The organism is Paenibacillus sp. FW101-FHT12H11 (assembly GCF_058790355.1).
The window spans coordinates 628,269-650,174 of sequence record NZ_JBYTCO010000002.1 but is presented as its reverse complement, the minus strand read 5'-3'; the positions used below and the strand labels follow the sequence as shown (position 1 = coordinate 650,174).

The 21,906-nt window shown below is 46.9% G+C and carries 24 protein-coding genes; 21 read left to right on the top strand and 3 right to left on the bottom strand.

The genetic code is table 11. The features are described from left to right. Window positions 1-73: 73 nt before the first annotated feature. The 5 genes from AC3WTJ_RS08560 to AC3WTJ_RS08540 all read left to right on the top strand — a co-directional run bounded on the left by AC3WTJ_RS08560 (window position 74) and on the right by AC3WTJ_RS08540 (window position 3,901). On the top strand, window positions 74-619 hold the full coding sequence (locus AC3WTJ_RS08560) for a QcrA and Rieske domain-containing protein (RefSeq protein ID WP_127451417.1): 546 nt from the start codon (window positions 74-76) through the stop codon (window positions 617-619). A 17-nt stretch (window positions 620-636) separates the two neighbouring features. Continuing rightward, window positions 637-1,308 carry a menaquinol-cytochrome c reductase cytochrome b subunit gene (gene qcrB, locus AC3WTJ_RS08555; protein WP_127451419.1) on the top strand — a complete coding sequence of 224 codons (672 nt, stop codon included), beginning with the start codon at window positions 637-639 and terminating at the stop codon, window positions 1,306-1,308. A gap of 20 nt (window positions 1,309-1,328) precedes the next feature. Next, window positions 1,329-2,219, top strand: coding sequence for a menaquinol-cytochrome c reductase cytochrome b/c subunit (locus AC3WTJ_RS08550; protein WP_181646563.1), 891 nt, complete (start codon window positions 1,329-1,331; stop codon window positions 2,217-2,219). A 62-nt stretch (window positions 2,220-2,281) separates the two neighbouring features. Beyond that, entirely contained in the window at window positions 2,282-2,944 is a 663-nt protein-coding gene (locus AC3WTJ_RS08545; protein ID WP_492521453.1) for a DUF1405 domain-containing protein, read from the top strand. Between the two features lie 66 nt (window positions 2,945-3,010). Next, window positions 3,011-3,901 (top strand): sporulation protein YpjB, encoded by an 891-nt coding sequence (locus AC3WTJ_RS08540; protein WP_492521452.1) that lies wholly within the window; start codon window positions 3,011-3,013, stop codon window positions 3,899-3,901. 41 nt (window positions 3,902-3,942) lie between these two features. Here AC3WTJ_RS08540 and AC3WTJ_RS08535 read toward each other — a convergent pair whose 3' ends face one another. After that, window positions 3,943-4,815, bottom strand: coding sequence for a YitT family protein (locus AC3WTJ_RS08535; protein WP_492521451.1), 873 nt, complete (start codon window positions 4,813-4,815; stop codon window positions 3,943-3,945). Between the two features lie 114 nt (window positions 4,816-4,929). Here AC3WTJ_RS08535 and AC3WTJ_RS08530 point away from each other — a divergent pair, with 114 nt between their 5' ends. The 14 genes from AC3WTJ_RS08530 (at window position 4,930) to AC3WTJ_RS08465 (ending at window position 17,997) form a co-directional block, all read left to right on the top strand. Then, window positions 4,930-5,268: a nucleotide pyrophosphohydrolase gene (locus tag AC3WTJ_RS08530; RefSeq protein WP_127451427.1), complete on the top strand. Its 339-nt coding sequence runs from the start codon at window positions 4,930-4,932 to the stop codon at window positions 5,266-5,268. A gap of 62 nt (window positions 5,269-5,330) precedes the next feature. Continuing rightward, window positions 5,331-5,840, top strand: a complete 510-nt coding sequence (locus AC3WTJ_RS08525) for a tetratricopeptide repeat protein (RefSeq protein ID WP_127451813.1) — start codon at window positions 5,331-5,333, stop codon at window positions 5,838-5,840. Between the two features lie 26 nt (window positions 5,841-5,866). After that, complete coding sequence (dapB, locus tag AC3WTJ_RS08520) at window positions 5,867-6,670, top strand: 4-hydroxy-tetrahydrodipicolinate reductase (RefSeq protein ID WP_492521450.1); 804 nt, start codon at window positions 5,867-5,869, stop codon at window positions 6,668-6,670. Between the two features lie 27 nt (window positions 6,671-6,697). After that, a complete protein-coding gene (locus AC3WTJ_RS08515; protein WP_157320016.1) occupies window positions 6,698-7,117 on the top strand; it encodes a methylglyoxal synthase in 420 nt (139 codons plus the stop codon). Between the two features lies 1 nt (window position 7,118). After that, window positions 7,119-7,811 carry a bacillithiol biosynthesis deacetylase BshB1 gene (gene bshB1, locus AC3WTJ_RS08510; protein ID WP_492521449.1) on the top strand — a complete coding sequence of 231 codons (693 nt, stop codon included), beginning with the start codon at window positions 7,119-7,121 and terminating at the stop codon, window positions 7,809-7,811. A gap of 19 nt (window positions 7,812-7,830) precedes the next feature. Then, window positions 7,831-9,018: an N-acetyl-alpha-D-glucosaminyl L-malate synthase BshA gene (gene bshA / locus AC3WTJ_RS08505; protein ID WP_407872171.1), complete on the top strand. Its 1,188-nt coding sequence runs from the start codon at window positions 7,831-7,833 to the stop codon at window positions 9,016-9,018. Window positions 9,019-9,044: 26 nt separating this feature from the next. After that, window positions 9,045-10,331: a CCA tRNA nucleotidyltransferase gene (locus AC3WTJ_RS08500; RefSeq protein WP_492521448.1), complete on the top strand. Its 1,287-nt coding sequence runs from the start codon at window positions 9,045-9,047 to the stop codon at window positions 10,329-10,331. 60 nt (window positions 10,332-10,391) lie between these two features. Continuing rightward, window positions 10,392-11,360, top strand: coding sequence for a biotin--[acetyl-CoA-carboxylase] ligase (locus tag AC3WTJ_RS08495; protein WP_492521447.1), 969 nt, complete (start codon window positions 10,392-10,394; stop codon window positions 11,358-11,360). Between the two features lie 261 nt (window positions 11,361-11,621). Continuing rightward, on the top strand, window positions 11,622-12,476 hold the full coding sequence (panB, locus tag AC3WTJ_RS08490; RefSeq protein ID WP_157320021.1) for a 3-methyl-2-oxobutanoate hydroxymethyltransferase: 855 nt from the start codon (window positions 11,622-11,624) through the stop codon (window positions 12,474-12,476). A gap of 27 nt (window positions 12,477-12,503) precedes the next feature. Next, window positions 12,504-13,367: a pantoate--beta-alanine ligase gene (gene panC / locus AC3WTJ_RS08485; protein WP_492521664.1), complete on the top strand. Its 864-nt coding sequence runs from the start codon at window positions 12,504-12,506 to the stop codon at window positions 13,365-13,367. A gap of 5 nt (window positions 13,368-13,372) precedes the next feature. After that, window positions 13,373-13,756 carry an aspartate 1-decarboxylase gene (gene panD, locus AC3WTJ_RS08480; RefSeq protein ID WP_127451443.1) on the top strand — a complete coding sequence of 128 codons (384 nt, stop codon included), beginning with the start codon at window positions 13,373-13,375 and terminating at the stop codon, window positions 13,754-13,756. 79 nt (window positions 13,757-13,835) lie between these two features. Continuing rightward, window positions 13,836-14,429 carry a tetratricopeptide repeat protein gene (locus AC3WTJ_RS08475; protein ID WP_127451445.1) on the top strand — a complete coding sequence of 198 codons (594 nt, stop codon included), beginning with the start codon at window positions 13,836-13,838 and terminating at the stop codon, window positions 14,427-14,429. Between the two features lie 89 nt (window positions 14,430-14,518). Next, window positions 14,519-17,374 (top strand): ATP-dependent DNA helicase DinG, encoded by a 2,856-nt coding sequence (gene dinG / locus AC3WTJ_RS08470; RefSeq protein ID WP_492521446.1) that lies wholly within the window; start codon window positions 14,519-14,521, stop codon window positions 17,372-17,374. A 2-nt stretch (window positions 17,375-17,376) separates the two neighbouring features. Then, window positions 17,377-17,997 (top strand): redox-sensing transcriptional repressor Rex, encoded by a 621-nt coding sequence (locus AC3WTJ_RS08465; RefSeq protein WP_127451448.1) that lies wholly within the window; start codon window positions 17,377-17,379, stop codon window positions 17,995-17,997. 45 nt (window positions 17,998-18,042) lie between these two features. On the opposite strand, the gene AC3WTJ_RS08460 is transcribed toward AC3WTJ_RS08465, so the two are convergent. Together AC3WTJ_RS08460 and AC3WTJ_RS08455 are read right to left on the bottom strand one after the other, a co-directional pair. Then, on the bottom strand, window positions 18,043-19,044 hold the full coding sequence (locus AC3WTJ_RS08460; protein WP_492521445.1) for an inorganic phosphate transporter: 1,002 nt from the start codon (window positions 19,042-19,044) through the stop codon (window positions 18,043-18,045). 62 nt (window positions 19,045-19,106) lie between these two features. Then, window positions 19,107-19,733, bottom strand: coding sequence for a DUF47 domain-containing protein (locus AC3WTJ_RS08455; protein WP_127451452.1), 627 nt, complete (start codon window positions 19,731-19,733; stop codon window positions 19,107-19,109). Between the two features lie 244 nt (window positions 19,734-19,977). Here AC3WTJ_RS08455 and AC3WTJ_RS08450 point away from each other — a divergent pair, with 244 nt between their 5' ends. Both AC3WTJ_RS08450 and AC3WTJ_RS08445 read left to right on the top strand, forming a co-directional pair. Continuing rightward, window positions 19,978-21,273: an amidohydrolase gene (locus AC3WTJ_RS08450; RefSeq protein WP_492521444.1), complete on the top strand. Its 1,296-nt coding sequence runs from the start codon at window positions 19,978-19,980 to the stop codon at window positions 21,271-21,273. A 40-nt stretch (window positions 21,274-21,313) separates the two neighbouring features. Beyond that, window positions 21,314-21,808, top strand: a complete 495-nt coding sequence (locus AC3WTJ_RS08445; protein WP_492521443.1) for a cell wall elongation regulator TseB-like domain-containing protein — start codon at window positions 21,314-21,316, stop codon at window positions 21,806-21,808. The last annotated feature ends 98 nt before the right edge of the window (window positions 21,809-21,906 follow it).

Sequence of the window (21,906 nt, the reverse complement as noted above, 5' to 3'; positions counted from 1 at the left end):
AACGACACGTGATAGAGGTAACTGACGTCCGAGAGGGTTGGACATCGGCCAATGTAGGAGGGTAGACCTGAGAATGAGTGATCATAACAATCACAATGAAGAACAGCATGGGAAGAAACCCGGGACTAAACGCGAAATGTCTCGTCGACAATTTCTATCCTACACCCTAGGTGGCGCTGGAGGATTCATGGGGGCCGGCATCATTATTCCGATGATTCGGTTTGCGGTAGATCCTGTGCTTCAGAAGAAGTCAGAATCAGATTGGGTTAAAGTTGTCGAAGAAAGTAAAATTACAAATGTACCACAATCGTTTACGTTCCAAGTTCATCAAGTGGATGGTTGGTACGAAAGTGACGCTGAATTGGTTGCGTGGATTTCCAAAGACAGCAGCGGCAAGCTCTTTGCATTGAATCCTACTTGTAAGCATCTTGGATGTACGGTTAACTGGAACGATAACCCGGCTTACAAAGATCAGTATTTCTGCCCTTGTCATGGTGCTCACTATACGCAAGATGGTAAAAACCTTGCTGTCGCACCAAAACCATTGGATGAATACACAACCAAAGTTGAGAATGGGTTCGTTTATGTGGGACAACTGCATGCTAACACAAGAGTATAAGGAGGCGTCACAGTCAGATGTTTAAAAACGTATACAACTGGATTGACGAACGTCTTGATATTACGCCTATGTGGAGGGATGTAGCAGATCATGAGGTTCCAGAACACGTAAACCCTGCTCATCATTTTTCCGCTTTCGTGTATTGCTTCGGCGGATTGACGTTTTTCATTACAGTCATTCAAATCTTATCAGGTATGTTCTTAACGATGTATTACACACCTGATATCATCAATGCTTATGCAAGCGTTGACTACTTACAACATAAAGTAGCTTTCGGTGTTATCGTCAGAGGTATGCACCACTGGGGAGCTAGTTTAGTTATCGTAATGATGTTCTTACATACCCTGCGCGTGTTCTTCACAGGTTCTTACAAAGCACCACGTGAAATGAACTGGGTAGTAGGCATGCTCATTTTCTTCGTTATGTTAGGTCTAGGTTTTACGGGATACCTGCTTCCATGGGATAACAAAGCATACTTTGCTACACAAGTAGGTATGAAAATTGCAGCGTCCGTACCTTTAGCGGGTCCGTACATTGAAACGTTGCTGCAAGGCGGAAGCATCGTTGGTGCGCAAACACTAACTCGTTTCTTTGCCATTCACGTGTTCTTCCTGCCTGGCGTTCTGCTCGCTTTGCTTGCTGGACACTTCTTCATGATTCGCAAACAAGGTATTTCCGGACCGCTATAAATTAGGGAGGGGCGAATAGCGTGGCGCATGGTCATAAGTCAGACGAGAAAATCGTTTACGTTGGGGATTCCCGCGTAATTAAGAAAACACAAGAACAAAGATTAATCCCTCGCGATTACTCTGCGTATCCGGGAAAATCGGAAGCCTTCATACCAAACTTCTTGTTAAAAGAGTGGATGGTAGGGGTCGTTGTACTAGTCGGAATGTTAGTGTTAGTCATGTCCGATCCGGCTCCGCTAGGTTATCCTGCGGATCCTAAGAATACAGCGTTTATTCCGATGCCTGACTGGTACTTCTTGTTCATGTATCAATTGTTGAAATACCCGTATACATCCGGAGATTACGTAGTACTTGGAGCGGTTGTTGTACCTGGTTTGCTGTTCGGCGGCTTGATGCTGGCTCCTTTCTTGGATACAGGCAAAGAGCGTCGTTTCTACAGAAGACCAATCGCTTCAAGCTTGATGATTTTATCTCTAATCGCTTGTACATACCTGACGTACACATCTTGGGATCACTACCAATTTGAGTTGAAAGAGAAAAACATCATTCCTGAGCACATTAAGCGTGAAGAAGAATTGCACGCTAACAAAGGCGCAGCTGCTGGCGGCGGCGCGGCGAAGGATACGAAGAAGGCTCCTGCTATCGTAGCAGCAGATGATCCGGGCGCTGAAATTTACAAAAAAGCAACTTGCTTGTCCTGCCATGGTGCTGGACTTAAAGGGATGCCGGCTTCAGGCGTACCAGCATTGCTTGGCGTAGGTGACAAGCATTCGCAAGATGAGATTTTGAACATTGTTAAGAACGGTAAAGGGAACATGGGTAAACAATATCAAGCCAACATTGATAAAGGCTTAACAGATGCCGATATCACAAAGCTGACTGAATGGTTATCCAAACAAAAGGCCCAATAAAATAGGGAAACCTGATCGCGAAAGCGGTCAGGTTTTTTTAAATCACCGGAGGAGGAGCTTACTTGCATCAAGGCGTGTCCATTTCATATTTTTGGAGTAAGGATTTTTTGTTAAGCAAAACGATGCTCTGGCTGTTTTTCATTATGAATCTGCTTGGCACTGTGTATGGTTATGAGTGGTATTGGCTTCAAATGGTGGACACCATAGCCGAAAAACCGCTTTGGTACGTCTATTTTGTACCAGATAGCCCGACAGCCAGTTTATTCTTCACTTTGTCGGTCGGTTACTTACTAATAGATCGCTCACGGGGCAGCCGGGCGGGTAAAGTGTATCAAGCCATTAGAGGCTTTGTGGAAGCCTTTGCTCTTATTACTTCATTTAAATATGGCATATGGGCCGTTACCATGATTTGGGCAGGCGCTTGGCTAGATGTTCCTGTTGGCTGGGATGGCTGGATGCTTACGTGCTCCCATTTGGCAATGGCAGTGGAAGCGTTATTGTTTGTTAGATGGTATACTTACCGGATCCCGGCTATCCTGCTTGTTGCCTGCTGGACGCTGTGGAACGACTTCATGGATTATGAACGAGGGGTATTCCCTAGATTGCCTGAAGTGCTTGTAAACAACTACTACAGAACAATAGAAGGCTTTACAATCAGCTTAAGCGTTATAGGTATTTTGATAGCTTTCATCTGTTTGGGTTTGCGTCAGAAGAAACAACGATAATCACATAACCGATGGTCTAAATTGGGACGAACCTCCATATGATGATGGTGAAGGAGGGGATGTCCCATGTTTATGTTTACCGGGGGAATTAAACGACTGACGGTCACTCTTTTGCTGGCAGCAGTCGTAAGTATAAGCTCTGCATGCGCAGCCAGCACCAGCACGATAGGACAAGCTGCTAAACCCGTAGATCCGGAACAGTTGAAGCGGGTTGAGTTCTTGAATCAAATTGCTGATGAAATGTACAAGCAAACGATGGATGGGCAAGTGCTTGAGGCACGGAATAAGCTGATGCAAATGTCAGATCAAATTCCAAAGATCCAATTTGAAGGAATAACCTCCGTAGAGGGGCTTAATGCACTTACCGAAACAATTACGCAGGCCAAGAGAGTCTATAGCGCCGCGAGCTACTCACCGGAAGAAGCTCAGATGGCTGTAGCCAAAATTCGACTTGCAACGGATGCCCTAACCCATAAAAATCAGCCCATGTGGCTGCAATATTATAAAGTGCTGCAAAATGACACAGCTGCATTGACACAAGCTGTCAAAGCTGGCAAACAGCAAGAGAGCATTGCGGACTTCGGTAAGCTTTCTCAGCATATCGCCATTATTCATCCATCATTACTAATTAGCAGGGATGCTTCCTCTGTCGAGAAACTTGACTCCATCATTGTGTTTTTAAGGAAAAATATTAATAGCCAACCAATGATTGGCCGTCAAGTAGAAACAGGGCTGGACCATTTGGGCCAAGTGCTGGACGAATTATTTTTGAAAAACAAAGATGCCATTGCTTTTGTCCCTATCACTGATCCTAAGCATCCGATCATCTGGTCTGCTGGGATTGGACTGATCATCGTCAGCGTTTTATCTTTCGTGGGGTGGCGAATGTACCAATCCGGTCGGCACATCGTTCCAATCAAGCATTCGAGAGAGCGGGAACAGGAATTTGGCGATTAACATAAAAAGGTTGAGCAGATAGTCAAATCTGCTCAACCTTTTTATTGTGCTTTAAAGCCCTCGCCTATCACGTCATGGACTTCCCCAATGATGATAAAAGCGCGAGCATCAATGGATTGGATGAGCTCGCGAAGACGTCTTGTCTCATGGCGATACACGACGCAATACAATACTTCTTTGTTGTTACCCGAATATGCGCCCCTGGCAGGGAACAAAGTCACTCCTCTGTCTAATTCCTTTGTGATTGCTTCAGATAAAGGCACGGCTTGATCGCTTATGATCGTAAAAGCCTTAGCAGCATGAGCGCCTTCGGAAATGTAATCAATAAGGCGAGAAGTCACAAAGACGGCTACGAGTGAGTAGAGGACTTTTTCCTTCGGCAAATAGAGAAAGGAAGATCCAATGACGATAACGTCAATAATTAAGATGACTTGTCCGACGCTCCAGCCCCTCTTCTTATTGCCGATACGAGCGAGGATGTCTGAGCCGCCTGTTGTGCCGCCGAATCGAAAGACTAAGCCAAGTCCGGTACCTAATGTAAGCCCGGCATATAATGTAGCCAGAAAGTAATCCTGGGTGGTATGAAATGGGATTATCCAATTGTTATGTATGAGCTGTTCCATCACCCAGAGGAAAAACGACAAGGAAACTACGCCATAAATCGTGTACAGCATCGGGCCTTTTCCGAAAACACGCCACCCGAGATAAAATAAGGGGATATTACATACCAAGGTTGATATCGATGGAGGAACATTAAACACATATTTCAGCAGCAAAGCTACGCCCGTAACGCCGCCTTCCATGAGCTCATTTGAAATAACAAAGTAATGTAAACCAAATGCATAAATTGCGGTGCCAATTGTAATAGCAAGTACATTTGTAAACTGATCGGATAATCTTTCCTTGAACATCATTTCGGTTCCTCCAAACCTCATACTTCGGTTCTGTCAAAAAAATTTGTCAACTTTTCTTGTTTAGTTTAACATAGTAATGATATCTTGGTGAAGAAGAAGGAAAGAAGGGTGAACATGTCGGAACGCACGCTGAAAGATATACAGAAAGAAGTCGATACTTATATTTCCCAGTTCAAGGAAGGATATTTCAGTCCTCTAGCTATGCTCGCAAGAATGTCCGAAGAAGTGGGAGAGTTAGCCCGCGAAGTGAACCATACCTACGGTGAGAAACCGAAAAAAAGCACGGAAGCGGACAACTCCATTGAGTTGGAACTCGGCGATATTATGTTTATTACGATCTGTTTCGCAAACTCACTGGGGATTGATTTGACGGAAGCGCATGATAAAATCATGCATAAGTTCAATACGAGAGATGCGGGTAGATGGACTAAAATTAACACCGAAATTACATAAGCTTCATAAACTATACCATCCCCTCTGAAGGGAGACTCTCTTTCGATAAGGAGGATGGGCAGATGAATGGAGAAGATCAAATACAGAAAGCGTACGAATCTATACTTTCACAAGACTTCGAAAAAGCCATCGAATGGTTTGAAAAAGCGATAATCGCAGAACCCGACAATGCTGCCTATCACTACAAACTATCGATAACTTATGGAAGAAGCAATAAGTTGAGCAATGCCATTGAACACGCGTCAATAGCTACTCAGTTGGAACAAGACAATCAAGTGTACCGTTATCATTTGCAAGTGCTGCACGCCAGAGAATTAGTTGATAAAGCTCGCAGGCAGTTAAGCACAGAATCCGAACATGCGGAACGAGCGATTTTCTTGCTGAAGGAAGCGATTGTGCTCGATCCTTTGACGATTGAAGCTTATCTCATACTTGGGGAAGCCTTCGCTTTCCGAAATGATTACGGGAGAGCCTATCAAACGGTCATGGAAGCCGTTCGACTGGAGCCAAATCACGAACTAGCTAAGCAGCAGGCTGCTCGCTACCAGCAAAAGATGAAAAATAGAGTCTGAAACATACACAAAGGAGAAACATCGTCATGGATCGTAAAATTCGAGTAGCCGTCATTGGGGCAAGTGGAAGAATGGGGAGAGAGGTCGTTAAGACCGTGCTCACGGAGTCCGATATGGAATTAGTGGCGGGGGTAGACCGCTCCTCAGGCCCAATTGATCTTGGAAGAATGGTAGGATTTGAAGAATGCGGCGTTAAAATGAGCAACGATTTGGAGCTTGCGCTAACCGAATCCAAACCGGATGTATTAGTAGATTTTACAGGTCCGCACACGGCCTTTTCGCATACCAGTTTAGCGATTCGGTTGGGCATTCGTCCCGTAATGGGGACTACGGGTTTTACTCCGCAGGATATTGCTGAGTTGGACAAGCAGTGTCAGGAAAAAGGAATCGGTGGAATTATTGCTCCTAACTTTTCCATTGGAGCTATTCTGATGATGAAATTTGCTGCGCAAGCGTCCAAATACTTTCCTCACTTGGAAATTATCGAATATCACGGTGACCAGAAGCTTGACGCGCCTTCAGGAACTTCCGTGAAAACCGCAGAACTGATCTCTGAAGTAAGAGAAGAGATCCGACAAGGGAATCCGAAAGAGGAAGAAACGATTGAAGGTTCGCGCGGCGGGTATTACAATGGGTTTAGAATACATAGCGTACGTCTGCCGGGTATTTTTGCTCAACAGGAAGTCATTATGGCTGAACAAGGGCAGGCACTTAAGATTAGACATGACTCTTATGACCGTGCTGCCTACATGCCGGGCGTAGCGATTGCTGTTCGCAAAGTAATGACATATAGCGGTATGATTTATGGATTCGAGCATTTTATAGATTAAGAAAGACCTAGGGGAGTGGAAGTCAGAATGTTAAATATCGCGCTAATCGCTCACGACCGTAAAAAAGATGAGATGGTCAATTTCGTTACGGCGTATGAACATGTCTTTGCAGGTCATAACTTATATGGAACAGGCACGACAGGACAGAGAATCATGGATAATACGAAACTCGATGTCCATCGCTTTATGTCGGGGCCACTTGGCGGTGACCAGCAAATCGGTGCTTTGGTTGCTCAAAATGAAATGGATTTGATCATCTTTTTGCGCGATCCGTTAATGGCGCAGCCGCATGAGCCGGATATCATCGCTTTATTGCGCTTATGCGATGTTCAAGGAATCCCTTGTGCCACCAATATTGCCACGGCGGAAATCCTCGTTAAAGCGCTCGATCGCGGGGATTTTGCTTGGAGAGAACTCGTACATAAATATAAACCGGGTCTTGAATAAGATGAGCGAACAATTAGATATTCTTATTTTTGGCGCGCATGCAGATGATGCTGAGATTGGAATGGCCGGGACGATTGCGAAGCATACCGCATTGGGTTACCGGGTTGGCATTTGTGATTTGACCTATGCAGAGATGTCCTCTAATGGGACGGTCGAGACAAGGAAAGAAGAAGCGGAGCTAGCGGCACAACAGTTAGGATTGACGGTGCGAACCAATCTGGGGTTGCCGGATCGTGGCTTGTTCGTGACACCCGACCATATTGAACGAATTACGGCGGAAATTAGGAAATACAAACCTAGAATCGTCTTCGCTCCTTATTGGCAGGATCGCCATCCCGATCATATTGCCTGCTCGGCGCTTGTTCAAGAAGCTGTCTTTAATGCCAAACTGCGCAAATATTTGCCGGAGTCTGATCCAGTCCATGTGGAGAACATGTATTTTTATTTTATAAATGATGTGTATGAAGCTGACTTTATTGTCAATGTAACCGATTATTATGAGACCAAAAAGGCTGCGCTAAGCGCTTATCGTTCGCAGTTTACAACGGGGCAAGGTACCGTAGCGACACCGTTGAATCAAGGCTATGTAGAACGTGTAGTGGCCCGTGACCATTTATTGGGACAAAAGCGGATGCTTCAGTACGCAGAAGGTTTTGTTTCTAAACTGCCTATGGTGGTTGATCGATTCGATTGATCTGGAAAAGAGGTGCAAAATGAGCGACAAACTTAAAAGCGATAAACTTAAAATTGGAATTACGTGTTATCCGACGTTAGGCGGTTCAGGCGTTGTAGCAACAGAACTCGGCAAGCTGCTTGCCGAAAAAGGGCATGAGGTTCATTTTATTACGCACAGCATGCCGTTTCGCTTGGGGAAATTCCATAAAAATATATTTTATCATGAAGTGGAAGTCAGTCAGTACTATGTTTTCCGTTACCCTCCTTATGATCTCTCCCTTGCAAGCAAACTTGCCCAAGTGGCTAAGATGGAAGAGCTTGATCTGCTTCATGTTCACTACGCTATTCCACATGCCGTGTGTGCACTGCTTGCCAAACAAATGGTTGGCAGCAAGCTGAAGGTCGTCACTACGCTTCACGGAACGGATATCACCGTGCTGGGCCAAGATCAATCCATTTCAGATTTAATTCAATATGCGATTAATGAGAGCGATGCGGTTACGGCAGTATCGAAGGATTTAATCAAGGAAACTAGGGAATTACTGGATATTGAACGTGATATCGATTTGACCTATAACTTTGTTGATAAACGAGTGTATTACCCGAGAGACGTTACGAAACTTCGTGGAGAGTTTGCCAGACCGGAAGAGAAGATCCTCATTCATATCTCCAATTTCAGACCGGTAAAGCGCGTCCAGGATGTCGTGGATATCTTTGCGAATGTTAGCAAGAGAATTCCTTCAAGGCTTCTGTTTGTCGGAGAAGGTCCTGATCTGTCTAAAATGATTGCCAAGGTAAAGGAACTGGGCCTTACCGATAAGGTCACGTTCTGCGGCAAGCAGGATGACGTCTCCCAGGTAATTTCCCTGGCGGATGTTATGCTTCTGCCATCGGAGAAAGAAAGCTTCGGATTGGTTGCCTTGGAAGCTATGGCTTGCGGTGTGCCTACCATCGGTTCAAATGCTGGAGGAATTCCAGAACTGATTACGCATGGGGAAACCGGTTATCTAGCCGAGGTCGGCGATACGGAAGCAATGGCGGATCATGTCGTGAACCTGCTCAGCAACCAAGTACTGTATGAGCAAGTGGTGCAGAATTGTTTGGACCGTGCCAGATACACGTTTTGTAATGATATCACCACACAACAGTATGAAGAAATTTATTATCGCGTATTGGGAAGAGAACTTCCGGAATCTCACCGGATTACAGCCTCGTCCTGTCAATAAGAGGATGCAAGCTGGTTAGGAGTAACATGTTGGATGCTGGGAAAATTTTGGAGGAAGATCGTGGGGCCTCCTATGTGTTGGCTAAACTTACGGAGGCAGGTTATGAAGCTTACCTCGTAGGCGGCTGCGTACGGGATGCCGTGCTTGATCGACCGATTAAAGATATCGATATCGCTACGTCTGCCTTGCCGGAGCAAGTGATTGCCACCTTCCCGCGGACGGCGCCGACAGGGCTTCAACACGGAACGGTCACCGTCATCCTGCAGCAGGGGACATATGAAGTGACGACGTTCCGCCAGGAGGCGGAGTACGAGGGCTTTCGCCGCCCGGCTTCCGTCGCCTATATCTCCGACTTGACGGAGGATCTGAAGCGGCGCGATTTCACCATGAACGCGATGGCGATGGACCGCGGAGGCGAAGTGATCGATCCGTTTGCAGGGCAAAAGGATCTCGCTTTAGGTGTGCTCCGCTGCGTAGGCAAAGCGGAGGAACGCTTCGGCGAAGATGCGCTGCGCATGCTTCGCTGCATTCGTTTTGCCTCGACCTATGATCTGCAGGTCGAGGAGAGCACGTGGCAGGCGCTGCTTGCGCAAGCTCCGCTGCTGCGCCACATTGCCATGGAGCGCGTGCGCAGCGAGCTCCAGCGCATGATTGACGGCCCAGCCCCTGCACGGGCTGTCCGGCTGCTTCTGGCGAGCCGCCTGACGGCGCACCTCAAAAAGCAGCTTCCGCTGCCTTTTGAGCGCTGGCTCGCCTGGGATGACGCGCTGGACGCCGTCAGCGCGCTGGAAGAGCAGCATGACCGCTGGTCCATGCTGCTGATGCTCCTGGAGGTGCCGGCGGACGTGGTCCGCACGGCGCTCCAGGAGCTGACCTTCTCCCGCGCCGACGGCGACGCGGTAGAGGCTGTGCTGGCCCTGCGCGAAGCAGTGGCCGCCTCACCTGCAGACCCTGCTCCGCTGGAGCGGGTCTGGAAGCTTGGCGCGGTGCGCCGCGGCGTAGCCGCCGCCCGCGCGCTGTTGCGGCTGCTGCGTGCGCTGCAGCCCATAGCCGGCCAGCGCGGCGAGCTCACGCTGTTTCTTGAAACCACCGCGCCGGAGCTGGTGCGCCGCGGGGAGGAGTGGCTGAGCGAGGTACCTTGCTTCAGCCTCAAGGAACTCGCCATATCCGGCAAGGATTTGGCGTCAGAGCTGGGCATGCAGCCGGGCCCGTGGATGGGCAAGCTGCTGCAGGACCTGCTGGAACGAACCGCGCTCGGCGAATTGCCGAACGAGCGAGAATTGCTTTTACAAGCCGCGCGTGCTGCAAAGTAGCAGTGCGCGTGGTTTTTTTACTTTTGTTTTTCCAACTAGTCTTTAATTGGAGTGAAAAAGATGAATGAGCGGATTTTAGAACTGTTTCAAGAGTCTCCGGAAGCTTATGTGTCTGGAGAGGAGATCAGCCGAAGATTAAATGTGAGCCGTACGGCGATTTGGAAGCATATCGAAGAGCTGCGGGCCGCTGGTTATGAATTTGAGGCAGCACCTCGAAAAGGATATCGGTTGGTGAGCAAACCGGATAAATGGCAGGTAACCGAGCTGCTGCAAGGATTGAAGACGAAAGTGCTCGGGCAAAAAGTGCATGTGTACGGAGAAGTAGACTCCACTCAGACGATTGCACACGCCCTGGTAGCGTCAGGAGCTTCTGAAGGCACGCTTGTGCTTGCCGAGGCACAAACAGCCGGGCGCGGCCGAATGGGTCGTGCATGGCATTCTCCGGCAGGCAAAGGAATCTGGATGAGTCTGGTGCTGACGCCAAAGGTGCCAGTTTATTTCATGCCTCAACTAACCTTGCTGAGCGCGGTCGCCCTCTGTCGGGCGATTCAGAAAGTATGCCGCGTGGACATTGGGATCAAATGGCCGAATGATTTGTTGATCAAAGGAAAGAAAGTCAGCGGTATTCTGCTGGAAAGCAGCGGCGAGGATGAGCGGCTGAAATATGTCATTGCCGGGATTGGGATCTCCGTGAATTTGAAAGTCGAAGACTATCCGGAGGAATTGCGTTCAGTTGCAACTTCCTTGGCGATTGAATCTGGAACGGATATCAAAAGAGAAACGTTGGTACAAGCCTTTCTTTTAGAATTTGAAGAACTGTATGCTTTGTATTTGCAAGAAGGTTTCTCCCCGATCCGATTGCTTTGGGAAGCTTTGAGTGTCACGCTCAAGCGTCCTATCCGCACGCACACACCTATGGGTGTAATTGAGGGTATTGCAGACTCTTTGGATGACACTGGCGCGTTAACGGTGATTAAAGGGGACGGAGAAAGAATCAAAGTTTATTCCGGCGATATTGAACTACGGTAGAAAAGAAAAGTTGAGGTATCAATTGGAAGCTACATTTGGTATAATTGAATAACGAGGCGGTATCCTTAAAGGAACTGCACTTGCTGCAATACAAGCGTAGTAACATGTTCAACTCAGCCAAATAATGAGTAAACAAGAGGTTGGATTCTGCTCTGAGCCTACGGGACCGAGACAGAAGAATCATTGGATTCTTTCTGCATGCGATCCTTTTAGCTCTTAGCTAAAAGGTTTTTTATTTTATATGAGGAAGCTGGGATACAAATGGAAAAGCGAAAGCCGCTAACAACAGCCAGAATGAGAAAAATGAAGCAAGACGGTATACCGATTACGATGGTAACCGCTTATGATTATCCGTCAGCTCGCTTGTCGGAAGAAGCCGGCGTTGACGTGATCCTGGTTGGAGATTCACTGGGAAATGTTGTATTGGGGTATGATTCGACCCTGCCTGTGACGCTCGATGACATGGTTTATCATACTCGTGCTGCCGTACGCGGGGCTTCGAACACGTTTATCGTAGCGGATATGCCATTCTTTACGTACCATGGTAGCTTGGATACTACCCTCAAAGGTGTCGCCCGCTTAATGCAAGAAGGTGGCGCGAAAGCGGTGAAGCTGGAAGGCGGAGCTGAGATCGCGGCAACGGTCAAAGCGATTACAGAGGCTGGGGTGCCTGTTGTCGGCCATCTTGGCTTAACCCCGCAGTCCGTTCATCAACTCGGCGGTTTCCGCGTACAAGGCCGCAGCTCCGAGCAAGCAGAGAAGCTGCTTAGCGATGCGAAGGCCATTGAGGAAGCGGGAGCTTTCGCGATTGTGCTGGAGCTGGTTACCGATGAGCTGGCCGAATGGATCTCCAAACAGTTATCGATCCCGACAATCGGCATTGGGTCAGGGGTTCACTGCGACGGGCAAGTTCTGGTCTACCATGATCTGTTGCAGTATGGTTCTGACAGTGCGCCCAGAAAGTTTGTAAAAGCTTATGCGAATATCGGGGAAACTATCCGTGAGGGCATTCGTGAATATGTAAAAGAAGTGAAAGAGCGGACGTTCCCTACACAGGAAAATACGTTCCACATGGATAATGATGTAGTTCAATATTTATACGGCGATAAGGAGTAGTGAGCGGCCATGAAAGCGATCCAGACGATGGAAGTGATTCATTCGATTGCCGATTTACGTTCCCGTATTCGGGAATACCGACGTAAGAATGATGGATCCGTAGGTTTTGTGCCTACAATGGGTTATTTACACGAAGGCCACGCCAGCTTGCTGCGCAAAGCGCGGTCACAGAGCGGGCTTGTCGTGTTAAGCATTTTTGTCAATCCGCTGCAATTTGGTCCTGGGGAGGATTTTGAGCGATATCCGCGTAATACGGAGCGGGACCTCGAGGTGGCTGAGGCAGCCGGCGCTGATCTTGTTTTCATGCCCTCTGTGAGTGAAATGTATCCGACCCCGACACGTACGACGGTTGCCGTGTCAGGGCTTACCTCGAGGCTCTGCGGGGCTTCGAGGCCGGGACACTTCGACGGCGTTGCGACAGTGGTTAGCAAGCTGTTTCACATCGTACAGCCGGATCAAGCCTTTTTTGGGCTAAAGGATGCCCAGCAAGTTGCCGTCATTGAACAAATGGTGCAGGATCTGAATTTGCCGGTCGAAATCGTTCCTTGCCCAACCCTGCGCGAACAAGATGGTCTCGCCATGAGTTCACGCAATGTGTACCTTTCAGACGAAGAGCGGAAGCAAGCGTTAGTCTTGTCCCAAGCTTTGGATAAAGCAAAGGAATTCGTACAGTCTCACCCTAACTTCCATGCCGCCGAGCTTGAAAGCCTGGTTAAGAGCCATATCGCGACAGCGCCGTTAGCTATTATTGATTATGCGGAAGTACTTGCATTTCCGACGTTAGCCCCTTTTGAGAACAGCACTCATATTGATTCAATCATTCTTGCCCTTGCCGTTAAATTCGGCAAAACACGTCTAATCGATAATGTCATTATACAATTGAGGAAGTGAAGTTTATGTTTCGCACAATGATGAAAGCTAAGATCCACCGCGCTACCGTAACAGAAGCAAATTTGAACTATATTGGAAGCATCACGATTGATGAGGATTTGCTTGATCTCGTTGACATGCTGCCCAATGAGAAAGTGCAAATCGTGAATAACAATAACGGTGCCCGCCTTGAAACATATATCATTGCAGGCCCACGCGGGACTGGAGTCGTCTGTTTGAACGGTGCCGCGGCACGTTTAGTGCAAGAAGGAGATACGGTCATTATTATGACGTATGCCATGATGACGGACGAAGAAGCCAAGAAGCATCAACCAACGGTTGCGATCATGGGAGCAAATAATAAAGTTGCCCAATTGTTAAAAGAAGAGGAGCATTCCACCATCCTTTAAGATGGTCCTTTCCATGCATGAAATCGGCTCTGTTTACAAAGAATGAGGGTAAGCTTTCGAAGCAAAGGTGGGATGCCAAATGTTTAAGCATTTATTTTCCACAATGAACGAGGTTTTGGAAGAAATCCAAAAAGAATATCCGAATAGTGATGTGGAGAAAAGAGCGGAGCTTGACGAACAATTGCAAGTGTTGAAAACAATGAGTGATGAGTTCATTGAGGCGTGGCTGCTTTTTGAGGAGAAACTGGGAAAGTTCTATGGGGCCGTCCCGATCAGTACCCAAACCCTTCATAAAGAACTGATGGATCTGGATCTGTCCGGGAAACAAACGGATGAATTTGTCCGGGGGCAAGGGTACTACAAGCTTTATATGTATGATCAAGCGATCAAGGAGTTTGAGGTCTTGATTCGCAGGCAGCCTGATTTTTTGTTGGCGAGGGTCTATTTGGCGATGGGGCATCTGCGTAAAGGGGAGTTTGGAGAGGCGTACAGGCACTTCAAATTCCTCCTGCCTCTAACGGATAATTCCAAGATGAAAGCTATTTCCTATAACGCCATGGGAGTCATACAGGTGCAGAATCAGAATATAGAAAAAGCTTTCGAGTATTTTCAAAAAGCGTACCATACCGACCCCTCATGTATGGAGCCTCTCATCAATCTGGACGAGTCCTGAAACCAATATGGCGATCAGGTATTCCCTTTTCCTAATAAGATTTGGTATGCTAGGAGAAGTGCAGGACGAAGGGATTGAAGATACACGTCATGAAATTTGCTGTTTTGGATTTTGAAACGACAGGAAGTCAGCCTACGGATGAGATCATCCAAGTTGGACTGGTCATTATAGATCAATTTCAAATTATCGACAGGTATACTTCTCTGGTTCATCCAGGGATGGGTATACCTTCTTCCATTACGACACTTACTGGCATTACGGATGAGATGGTTGCAGACGCACCCACGCTTGATCAAGTGATGTCGGATATGTTCCCACTTTTGTTTGATTGCGTGCTTGTGGCCCACCATGCGGCGTTTGACGTTTCTTTTTTGCAAAGGGGACTGACCAAAACCGGGTACCCGCCATTCTCAGGCCGAGTACTGGATACGATGGATATGCTTCGCATTTTATTCCCATCGATTTCCAGTCTTCAGTTGAGCATGGTAGCCGGTTTGTTTGGCATTGACCATGAGCGGCCTCATCAGGCTGATAGCGACGCAGAGGTTACTGCTGAAATCTGGATCAGATGTCTGGAAAGGCTGATTGGACTGCCTCTCCTTACGGTTCAGCGGTTGCAGCATATTTTTGAGAATAGCTCCAGCGATTTGGGTTGGTTTTTGGACGAAATATGTTTATATAAAGAATCGATTACGAGCATTGATACGGATACGAATCGTTATTTCCGTCAATTCACGCTGAATGTCACCGATTGGGGCGAAGAGGATGACATCCGCGGCCCTTCGGATGAAGATGGGTTAGGGGCTTCTTTCAAACAATTTCATCAAGGCTTGAAGCTGGCGCTTCAGCAGAAGTTTGAGATTTTCGAAGAGCGGGAATCGCAAGAGCAAATGATCTACGAAGTAGAGAAATCGCTGGAGAACGATCAACATTTGATGATTGAGGCAGGAACGGGCACAGGGAAATCACTTGGCTATTTGATTCCAGCCCTTTATTATGGCATCAAATATGAGAAGAAAGTGGTTGTCTCCACGCACACCATTAACCTGCAAGAGCAGCTCAGAGAGCGGGATATTCCGCTGCTGAAAGAGATATTTCCGGTTCCTTTTAGGGCGGCTGTGCTTAAAGGAAGAAGTCACTATTTGTGCTTGCGCAAATTTGAGACGAAACTGACAACGCGTGATTACGAGAATGGCAAAGAGGATCCAATTACAGCGGCACAAATGGTCGTTTGGCTGAGTGAAACGGAACACGGGGATGAAGAGGAAATCCATTTTGGGAATAAAGGCGCTCAATTCTGGTATTCGGTAGCCAGCGATACAGACTCGTGTCTAAACCGGATGTGCCCATGGTACAAAAAGTGCTTCTATCATCGCGCACGTAATGACGCCAATACGGCTGATGTGATCATCACGAACCATTCCCTTCTGTTTACCGATATGAAGGCGGAGAACCGCCTCCTGCCGGCTTACAAGCACCTTGTGATTGATGAGGCACATCATTTCGAAGAAGTGGCGAGTAAACATCTCGGTATCGAGCTGCACTCCTCAGCGATGTATCATTCCTTGACCTGGCTATACAAAGATAATCGGAGCGGCCAGCTGCCGATGCTGCGGTTTAGATTGCAGAAATCGGATGAGCAGCAAGAACGGGCAGCGGCATGGAGTCATACGATTGACGGCCTTTTCCCAAAAATCGTGCAGATTAAAGAGGATTGGGATCGGCTGAGCGAATCACTCTATGAGCTGCTGTCGTCCAAAAGCGATCCGTCGCAAACGGAGAATTCCACGTATGTCCTGCGTATGAAGCCGGAGACATTGCCTGCTAATTGGCACGAGATGCTGGCCATGGAGGACAATATTTATCTGAATGCCAATGATTTGCTTCGCACGCTGGATAAATTGTTAAGCGATGTGAAGGAGCATCAGGACGTGTTCGGGGTCCAAGGCTTAGTAACGGATCTTAACGGCACCGTGAAAGAGCTCTATGAGCATCGAGATGCCCTTCATTTCTTTATGAAAATGGCGGATGATGGTTATGTCTACTGGATGGAAGCAGGGACGTACGCCAGGGCGAAGTCGCTTCAGCTGATCTCAGTACCGACGGACGTCAGCGGCTTGCTTCAACAGCATTTCTTTGAGACAAAAGAAAGCATCATCATGACCTCGGCGACTTTGTCCGTGAACAAATCCTTTCAATACTCCGCTGATCAATTGGGCCTAGTGATTCCGCAGGATGAAGAGAACGGTAAGCTCAAAACGGTTCAATTGCCTTCTCCTTTTAACTATCGTGAGCAAGCTTTGGTTGTTATTCCAAGAGATTTTCCTACGATTAAGGGGGCAGGGGATCCCGTTTTCATTGCATCCCTCATTGAATCCTTAAGTGAAGTCGCTATCGTGACCAAAGGTCGAATGCTGATCTTGTTCACATCCAATCGGATGCTCAAACAGATTTATGCCGGGATGAAAGACTACTTGAAAGCCTATGGGATTACTGTGCTTGGCCAAGGGGTAGACAGCGGCAATCGCAGTAAATTAACCCGTATGTTCCAGGATAACAAGATGTGCGTGCTGCTTGGCACCAGCTCATTCTGGGAAGGTGTAGACATTCCTGGAGATGCGCTAAGCTGTTTGGCCATTATTCGGCTGCCGTTCCAACCTCCGAATCATCCGCTCGTTGAGGCTAAATGCGAAAATATTAAGAAACGGAACGAGAACCCGTTTATGAAATTTTCTGTGCCGCAGGCGGTCATTCGATTTAAACAAGGCTTCGGCCGGTTAGTTAGACGCGCATCAGACAAAGGGATTGTGATCATCTACGATACGCGTGTCATCGAAACCTTCTATGGCAAGCACTTCCTCTACTCCCTGCCAGGACCCAAAATCGAGCATATGACAACGGAACAAATGTTACCAAGGATTGAGCAGTGGATGGGGGAGGCGTAGAAATGAAATCACAAAAAATATCGGAAGCTGTTGTTCGCAGACTGCCCATCTATCTACGGTTCCTGAACGAGCTTGCCATGAAAAATGTCGCAACGGTATCTTCGCAGGATTTGGGTCAAAAACTTGATCTGAATCCGGCCCAGATTCGTAAAGATTTGGCCTATTTCGGTGAGTTCGGTAAAAAAGGCATCGGATACGATATTGCTTATTTGATCGAAAAAATAAGACAGATCCTCAAACTGGACCGGCATATCCAGGTGGCTCTAGTTGGAGCGGGGAATCTTGGCCGCGCATTATGCAATTATAATACTTATCTGCGGAATGATATGAAAATTGTCGCTGTTTTTGATGCGATGCCCTCCAAAGCCGGAGAGACGATTAATAATTTGACGGTTCAACCGATGGGGGAAATGAAGGCTGTTTTATCGGAGTTAGGCGTGCGAATCGGGATTATAACTGTGCCAGCGAGTGAAGCTCAAAATGTGGCCAATCAGTTTGTTGCTTGCGGCATTGAAGCTATTCTGAATTTTGCGCCGGTCATTATTAAGGTTCCTCCGGAAGTTCGCGTGCATTATGCGGATTTTACAACGGAGCTGCAAAGTTTGGCGTACTATTTAGACTAAGAAATAAAAAGAAACCGTCAGGACTTCCTGACGGTTTTTCTGTATTTAGAAGATCAATCTGAAAATAAGGAAGTATATGGAGTATGCTAGCGCAATGCTGATCGGTATGGTAATGACCCAAGTAATCAACATGCGGCTGACGGTTCCCCACTGAACTTCATGGAAACGCATGACACTGCCTGTCCCGATAATCGCGGAGGAAATAACATGTGTTGTTGATAACGGTTTTCCGATATGGGTGGAGAATTGAATGACGAGTGACGATGTGAGATCGGATGCAAATCCGTTAATCGGTTCGATTTTGACAATTTTTCCGGATACGGTCTTGATGATTTTCCATCCTCCGATCGAAGTTCCCAGACCCATTGCTAGTGCCGCTGAAATTTTAACCCATAGCGGAACGTCCAGCGTCGTTTGAACATCGGCTGCGACTAGACCGAAGACGATAATACCCATCGCTTTTTGTGCATCGTTACCGCCATGCGAGTAGGAGAGCAACCCGGCAGAAATAATCTGCAAAGTCCTGAAAACACGATTAAGCTTGGATCTGGACGTATTACCGGACCATATGACGATGTACTTGATCAAAAGCATGATGACGTAACCAAGGGCGAACGCAATGATCGGTGAAAGAATCAAGATGATAATGATTTGCGTAAAACCACTCCAATTTACCGCGTGCACACCGGCACCGGCGATCACCGCACCGGCAAGAGCTCCGAGCAGGGTGTGGGAAGAAGAGGAGGGAATCGCAAGATACCATGTCAGAAGGTTCCATATGATCGCCGCGAGCAGGGCTGCGATGACGATTTCAACGCCATTGGCAATTTGGGCTGGGTTTGCGATACTGCCTCCAACCGTTTTGGCCACTTTGGAGGACACCATCGCACCAACAAAGTTAAGTGTCGCTGCCATGGCAATAGCTACCCGAGGACTGAGCGCGCGCGTAGATATGGATGTGGCAATCGCATTGGCTGTATCGTGAAATCCATTGATGAAATCAAAAAGTAAAGCTAGTACAACAATTACGATCAAATAAGTTAACATGATTTCCTCCTAAGAGCCTTCCATTCGGAAAACTATCTTCGTACACATAGACCGGTTAAGTCTTATGAATAACGAAGTACTACGCTATCTAGGATATTGGCTACGTCTTCGCAAGCGTCCGTTGTTTCTTCCAAGCGCTCATAAATTTCTTTTAGCTTAAAGTCTTCGTATACATCTTTGCGCGTGATGAAAATTTGACGGATTCCTTCACGCATCAAGCGATCGCCGTCATTCTCAAGCGAGTTAATGGCAACTGTATGTTCAGGAATTTGCATATATTTTTTCTTCGCAAGCAATTTGAATGCATCAAGCATATGTTGGCAGGAATCCACGATGACAGCCGAGAAGTCTTTCATATATGTATCCGTATGCGAGACGTTCAAATAGTCAAAACGAGCGATTGTAGCTTCAATACCATCCGTGACATCATCCACTTTGGAGGCAAGAACCATGATGTCCTCACGATCGATCGGTGTAATGAACACTTTATTGAGTCCTTTGAAAATTTCGTGAGTGATGGAGTCTCCGGCATGTTCAAGATCGTGAATGGATTGAACGTAGTCTATGGGGGATTTGTCACCCATCATGGCTGTGCGGAACAGCTGTGCAGTTTGCAGTGCGTTTTCTGCAGCGCGGATGAGCAATTGCAAGAAATCGACTTCGTTCTTTTTTGTGAATAACGTGGTCATAAATGCCTCCTAGTATTTACTATATGTACAAGATTTTGATCGAATTTATAAGATAAACAGACCAACTTGTTGAAAAAACTCACAAAATTAAAAATATCATAACAATTGGACGGAAAGCAACGAAAATTCCGTGACATTTTACAATTTCTTAACATTGTACACTTCCTTGATTTTACAAGCCTTAAGATGTAAAGTTTATAAAGCAGTGTTTAACTTAGAATGAGCATAGAGAGGGTTTTTTAGTATGAAAAAAACATTAATTATGAACGGTCATTTCATTTCTACTATTGAAGGTAAATCATCAATCAAAGGCTGCATGGTCATAGAAGGCGATCTGATTACATATATCGGTGAACAAATTCCTGAACTTAAGGAAAACTACGATGAAATCATCGACGGTACGAATAAGTTGTACATGCCCGGCTTAGTCAATACGCATGGTCATGCCGCGATGTCGCTGCTGAGAGGTTACGGCGACGATTTAGCCCTGCAAATTTGGTTGGAAGAGAAAATGTGGCCGATGGAAGCGAAATTTACCGCCCAAGATGTGAAATGGGGGACGAGTCTGTCCATTTTGGAAATGATGAAGGGCGGGACTACGACTTTTGTCGATATGTACGACCATATGAATGAAGTGGCGAAGGCCGTTGAGGCATCAGGAATGCGCGGGGTTCTTGCCCGCGGTGTGATCGGACTGTGCCCGGTTGATGTACAGACGGCTAAGCTGCAAGAAGCCACTGAGTTTGCAAAAACATGGCATGGTGCTGCAAATGGACGTATCACGACAATGATGTCTCCTCATGCGCCTTACACATGTCCGCCGGATTATATTGAACGAATCGTTCAGGCTGCCCACGATTTGAATTTACCGATCCATACGCACATGTCGGAAACAAGCCGTGAGGTGCAAGGAAATGTAGATCAATACGGACTGCGTCCTGTTGCTCATCTGGAGAAGATCGGCGTGTTCAGCCGACCAACGCTTGTAGCGCATGGAGTCCATTTAACGGACGAAGAAATCAATGTTCTCAAACAATATGATGTTCGCGTTTCTCACAATCCGGGAAGCAACCTGAAACTTGCTTCCGGCGTAGCGCGTGTGCCTGAATTGCTTCGTGCAGGGGTGAAGGTTTCACTTGGTACGGACGGCGCAGCTTCAAATAATAATTTGGATATGTTTGAAGAAATGAGACTCGCCGCGCTGATTCACAAAGGCGTTTCTGGTGACCCGCTGGCAGTACCCGCTGCTGAAGCATTGATGCTAGGTACGAAGATGGGAGCGGAATCGATTTGGTTGGATAACGTAGGTTTACTGCAACCGGGCATGAAAGCGGACTTTATCGCGTTGGATATCGACCAGCCTCATTTCCTGCCAAAAACAGATTTTGTTTCGCATGTTGTGTATTCCGCATGTGCCAAAGATGTCGTCGACGTCTGCGTAGACGGCAATTGGCTTGTTCGCAAAGGGGAATGCTTAACGATGGATGAGGAAAAAATCAAACGCGAATTTGAATTGTGTTTTGATAGATTAATTGGTTAAAAAGGTGCCGGCAATTCGGTTGGGGAGGTGAGCGGCGCTGATGGGTGCAAAGCGAACGAGAATCATTACTTTTGGCGTATTTATTGTATTGACGCTTGGCGTCGTACTCAGCCGCTTCTACTTAAATGTGCAGAAGGATCATTGGGATAACAAACGCATGGCGGTAGAGACTGCTTATGAGAAAAGCATCATGACGAAAGCGGCAAAAGTGGATTTCTTTTATGGAGATGAGCCTTTTCGGATCGTCTATGGGGAAGATAAGCTCGGCCAAGGTGTCATTGTATGGGTCTCTGATAAGGATGTTCATACGGAAATGGCTACTGAAGGCTTCACGGAGGCACAAATTCGAGATGCCGTAATGAAGAAAAATCCGGGTGTGGAGATTGAACGCGTCATGCCGGGGAAGCTTGGCCAGGATTACGTTTGGGAAGTTTTTTATAAAAAGACAGACGATAGCGGTACAAGATATTTTTATGATTATTATAAATTCAAAGATGGACTTTATTTGGATACGTACAGACTCAGCCTTCAATAGGCTGAGTTTTTTTTGTTTCCACTCATTTCATAAGGTCGCAGTATATATCTCATGATATACTAATCGTATGGAGTTGGACGCAACATAATATATCGAGA

What these genes read in the sequence shown, in the direction of transcription:
- AC3WTJ_RS08475 (WP_127451445.1), top strand. Translation starts at nt 13,836, where the DNA reads ATGTTTAAGCATTTATTTTCCACAATGAACGAGGTTTTGGAAGAAATC.
- AC3WTJ_RS08560 (WP_127451417.1), top strand. Translation starts at nt 74, where the DNA reads ATGAGTGATCATAACAATCACAATGAAGAACAGCATGGGAAGAAACCC.
- AC3WTJ_RS08465 (WP_127451448.1), top strand. Translation starts at nt 17,377, where the DNA reads ATGAAATCACAAAAAATATCGGAAGCTGTTGTTCGCAGACTGCCCATC.
- panC (WP_492521664.1), top strand. Translation starts at nt 12,504, where the DNA reads ATGGAAGTGATTCATTCGATTGCCGATTTACGTTCCCGTATTCGGGAA.
- AC3WTJ_RS08450 (WP_492521444.1), top strand. Translation starts at nt 19,978, where the DNA reads ATGAAAAAAACATTAATTATGAACGGTCATTTCATTTCTACTATTGAA.
- dinG (WP_492521446.1), top strand. Translation starts at nt 14,519, where the DNA reads ATGAAATTTGCTGTTTTGGATTTTGAAACGACAGGAAGTCAGCCTACG.
- panB (WP_157320021.1), top strand. Translation starts at nt 11,622, where the DNA reads ATGGAAAAGCGAAAGCCGCTAACAACAGCCAGAATGAGAAAAATGAAG.
- AC3WTJ_RS08540 (WP_492521452.1), top strand. Translation starts at nt 3,011, where the DNA reads ATGTTTATGTTTACCGGGGGAATTAAACGACTGACGGTCACTCTTTTG.
- bshB1 (WP_492521449.1), top strand. Translation starts at nt 7,119, where the DNA reads ATGAGCGAACAATTAGATATTCTTATTTTTGGCGCGCATGCAGATGAT.
- AC3WTJ_RS08525 (WP_127451813.1), top strand. Translation starts at nt 5,331, where the DNA reads ATGAATGGAGAAGATCAAATACAGAAAGCGTACGAATCTATACTTTCA.
- qcrB (WP_127451419.1), top strand. Translation starts at nt 637, where the DNA reads ATGTTTAAAAACGTATACAACTGGATTGACGAACGTCTTGATATTACG.
- bshA (WP_407872171.1), top strand. Translation starts at nt 7,831, where the DNA reads ATGAGCGACAAACTTAAAAGCGATAAACTTAAAATTGGAATTACGTGT.
- AC3WTJ_RS08500 (WP_492521448.1), top strand. Translation starts at nt 9,045, where the DNA reads ATGTTGGATGCTGGGAAAATTTTGGAGGAAGATCGTGGGGCCTCCTAT.
- panD (WP_127451443.1), top strand. Translation starts at nt 13,373, where the DNA reads ATGTTTCGCACAATGATGAAAGCTAAGATCCACCGCGCTACCGTAACA.
- dapB (WP_492521450.1), top strand. Translation starts at nt 5,867, where the DNA reads ATGGATCGTAAAATTCGAGTAGCCGTCATTGGGGCAAGTGGAAGAATG.
- AC3WTJ_RS08535 (WP_492521451.1), bottom strand. Translation starts at nt 4,815, where the DNA reads ATGATGTTCAAGGAAAGATTATCCGATCAGTTTACAAATGTACTTGCT.
- AC3WTJ_RS08460 (WP_492521445.1), bottom strand. Translation starts at nt 19,044, where the DNA reads ATGTTAACTTATTTGATCGTAATTGTTGTACTAGCTTTACTTTTTGAT.
- AC3WTJ_RS08455 (WP_127451452.1), bottom strand. Translation starts at nt 19,733, where the DNA reads ATGACCACGTTATTCACAAAAAAGAACGAAGTCGATTTCTTGCAATTG.
- AC3WTJ_RS08495 (WP_492521447.1), top strand. Translation starts at nt 10,392, where the DNA reads ATGAATGAGCGGATTTTAGAACTGTTTCAAGAGTCTCCGGAAGCTTAT.
- AC3WTJ_RS08530 (WP_127451427.1), top strand. Translation starts at nt 4,930, where the DNA reads ATGTCGGAACGCACGCTGAAAGATATACAGAAAGAAGTCGATACTTAT.
- AC3WTJ_RS08445 (WP_492521443.1), top strand. Translation starts at nt 21,314, where the DNA reads ATGGGTGCAAAGCGAACGAGAATCATTACTTTTGGCGTATTTATTGTA.
- AC3WTJ_RS08515 (WP_157320016.1), top strand. Translation starts at nt 6,698, where the DNA reads ATGTTAAATATCGCGCTAATCGCTCACGACCGTAAAAAAGATGAGATG.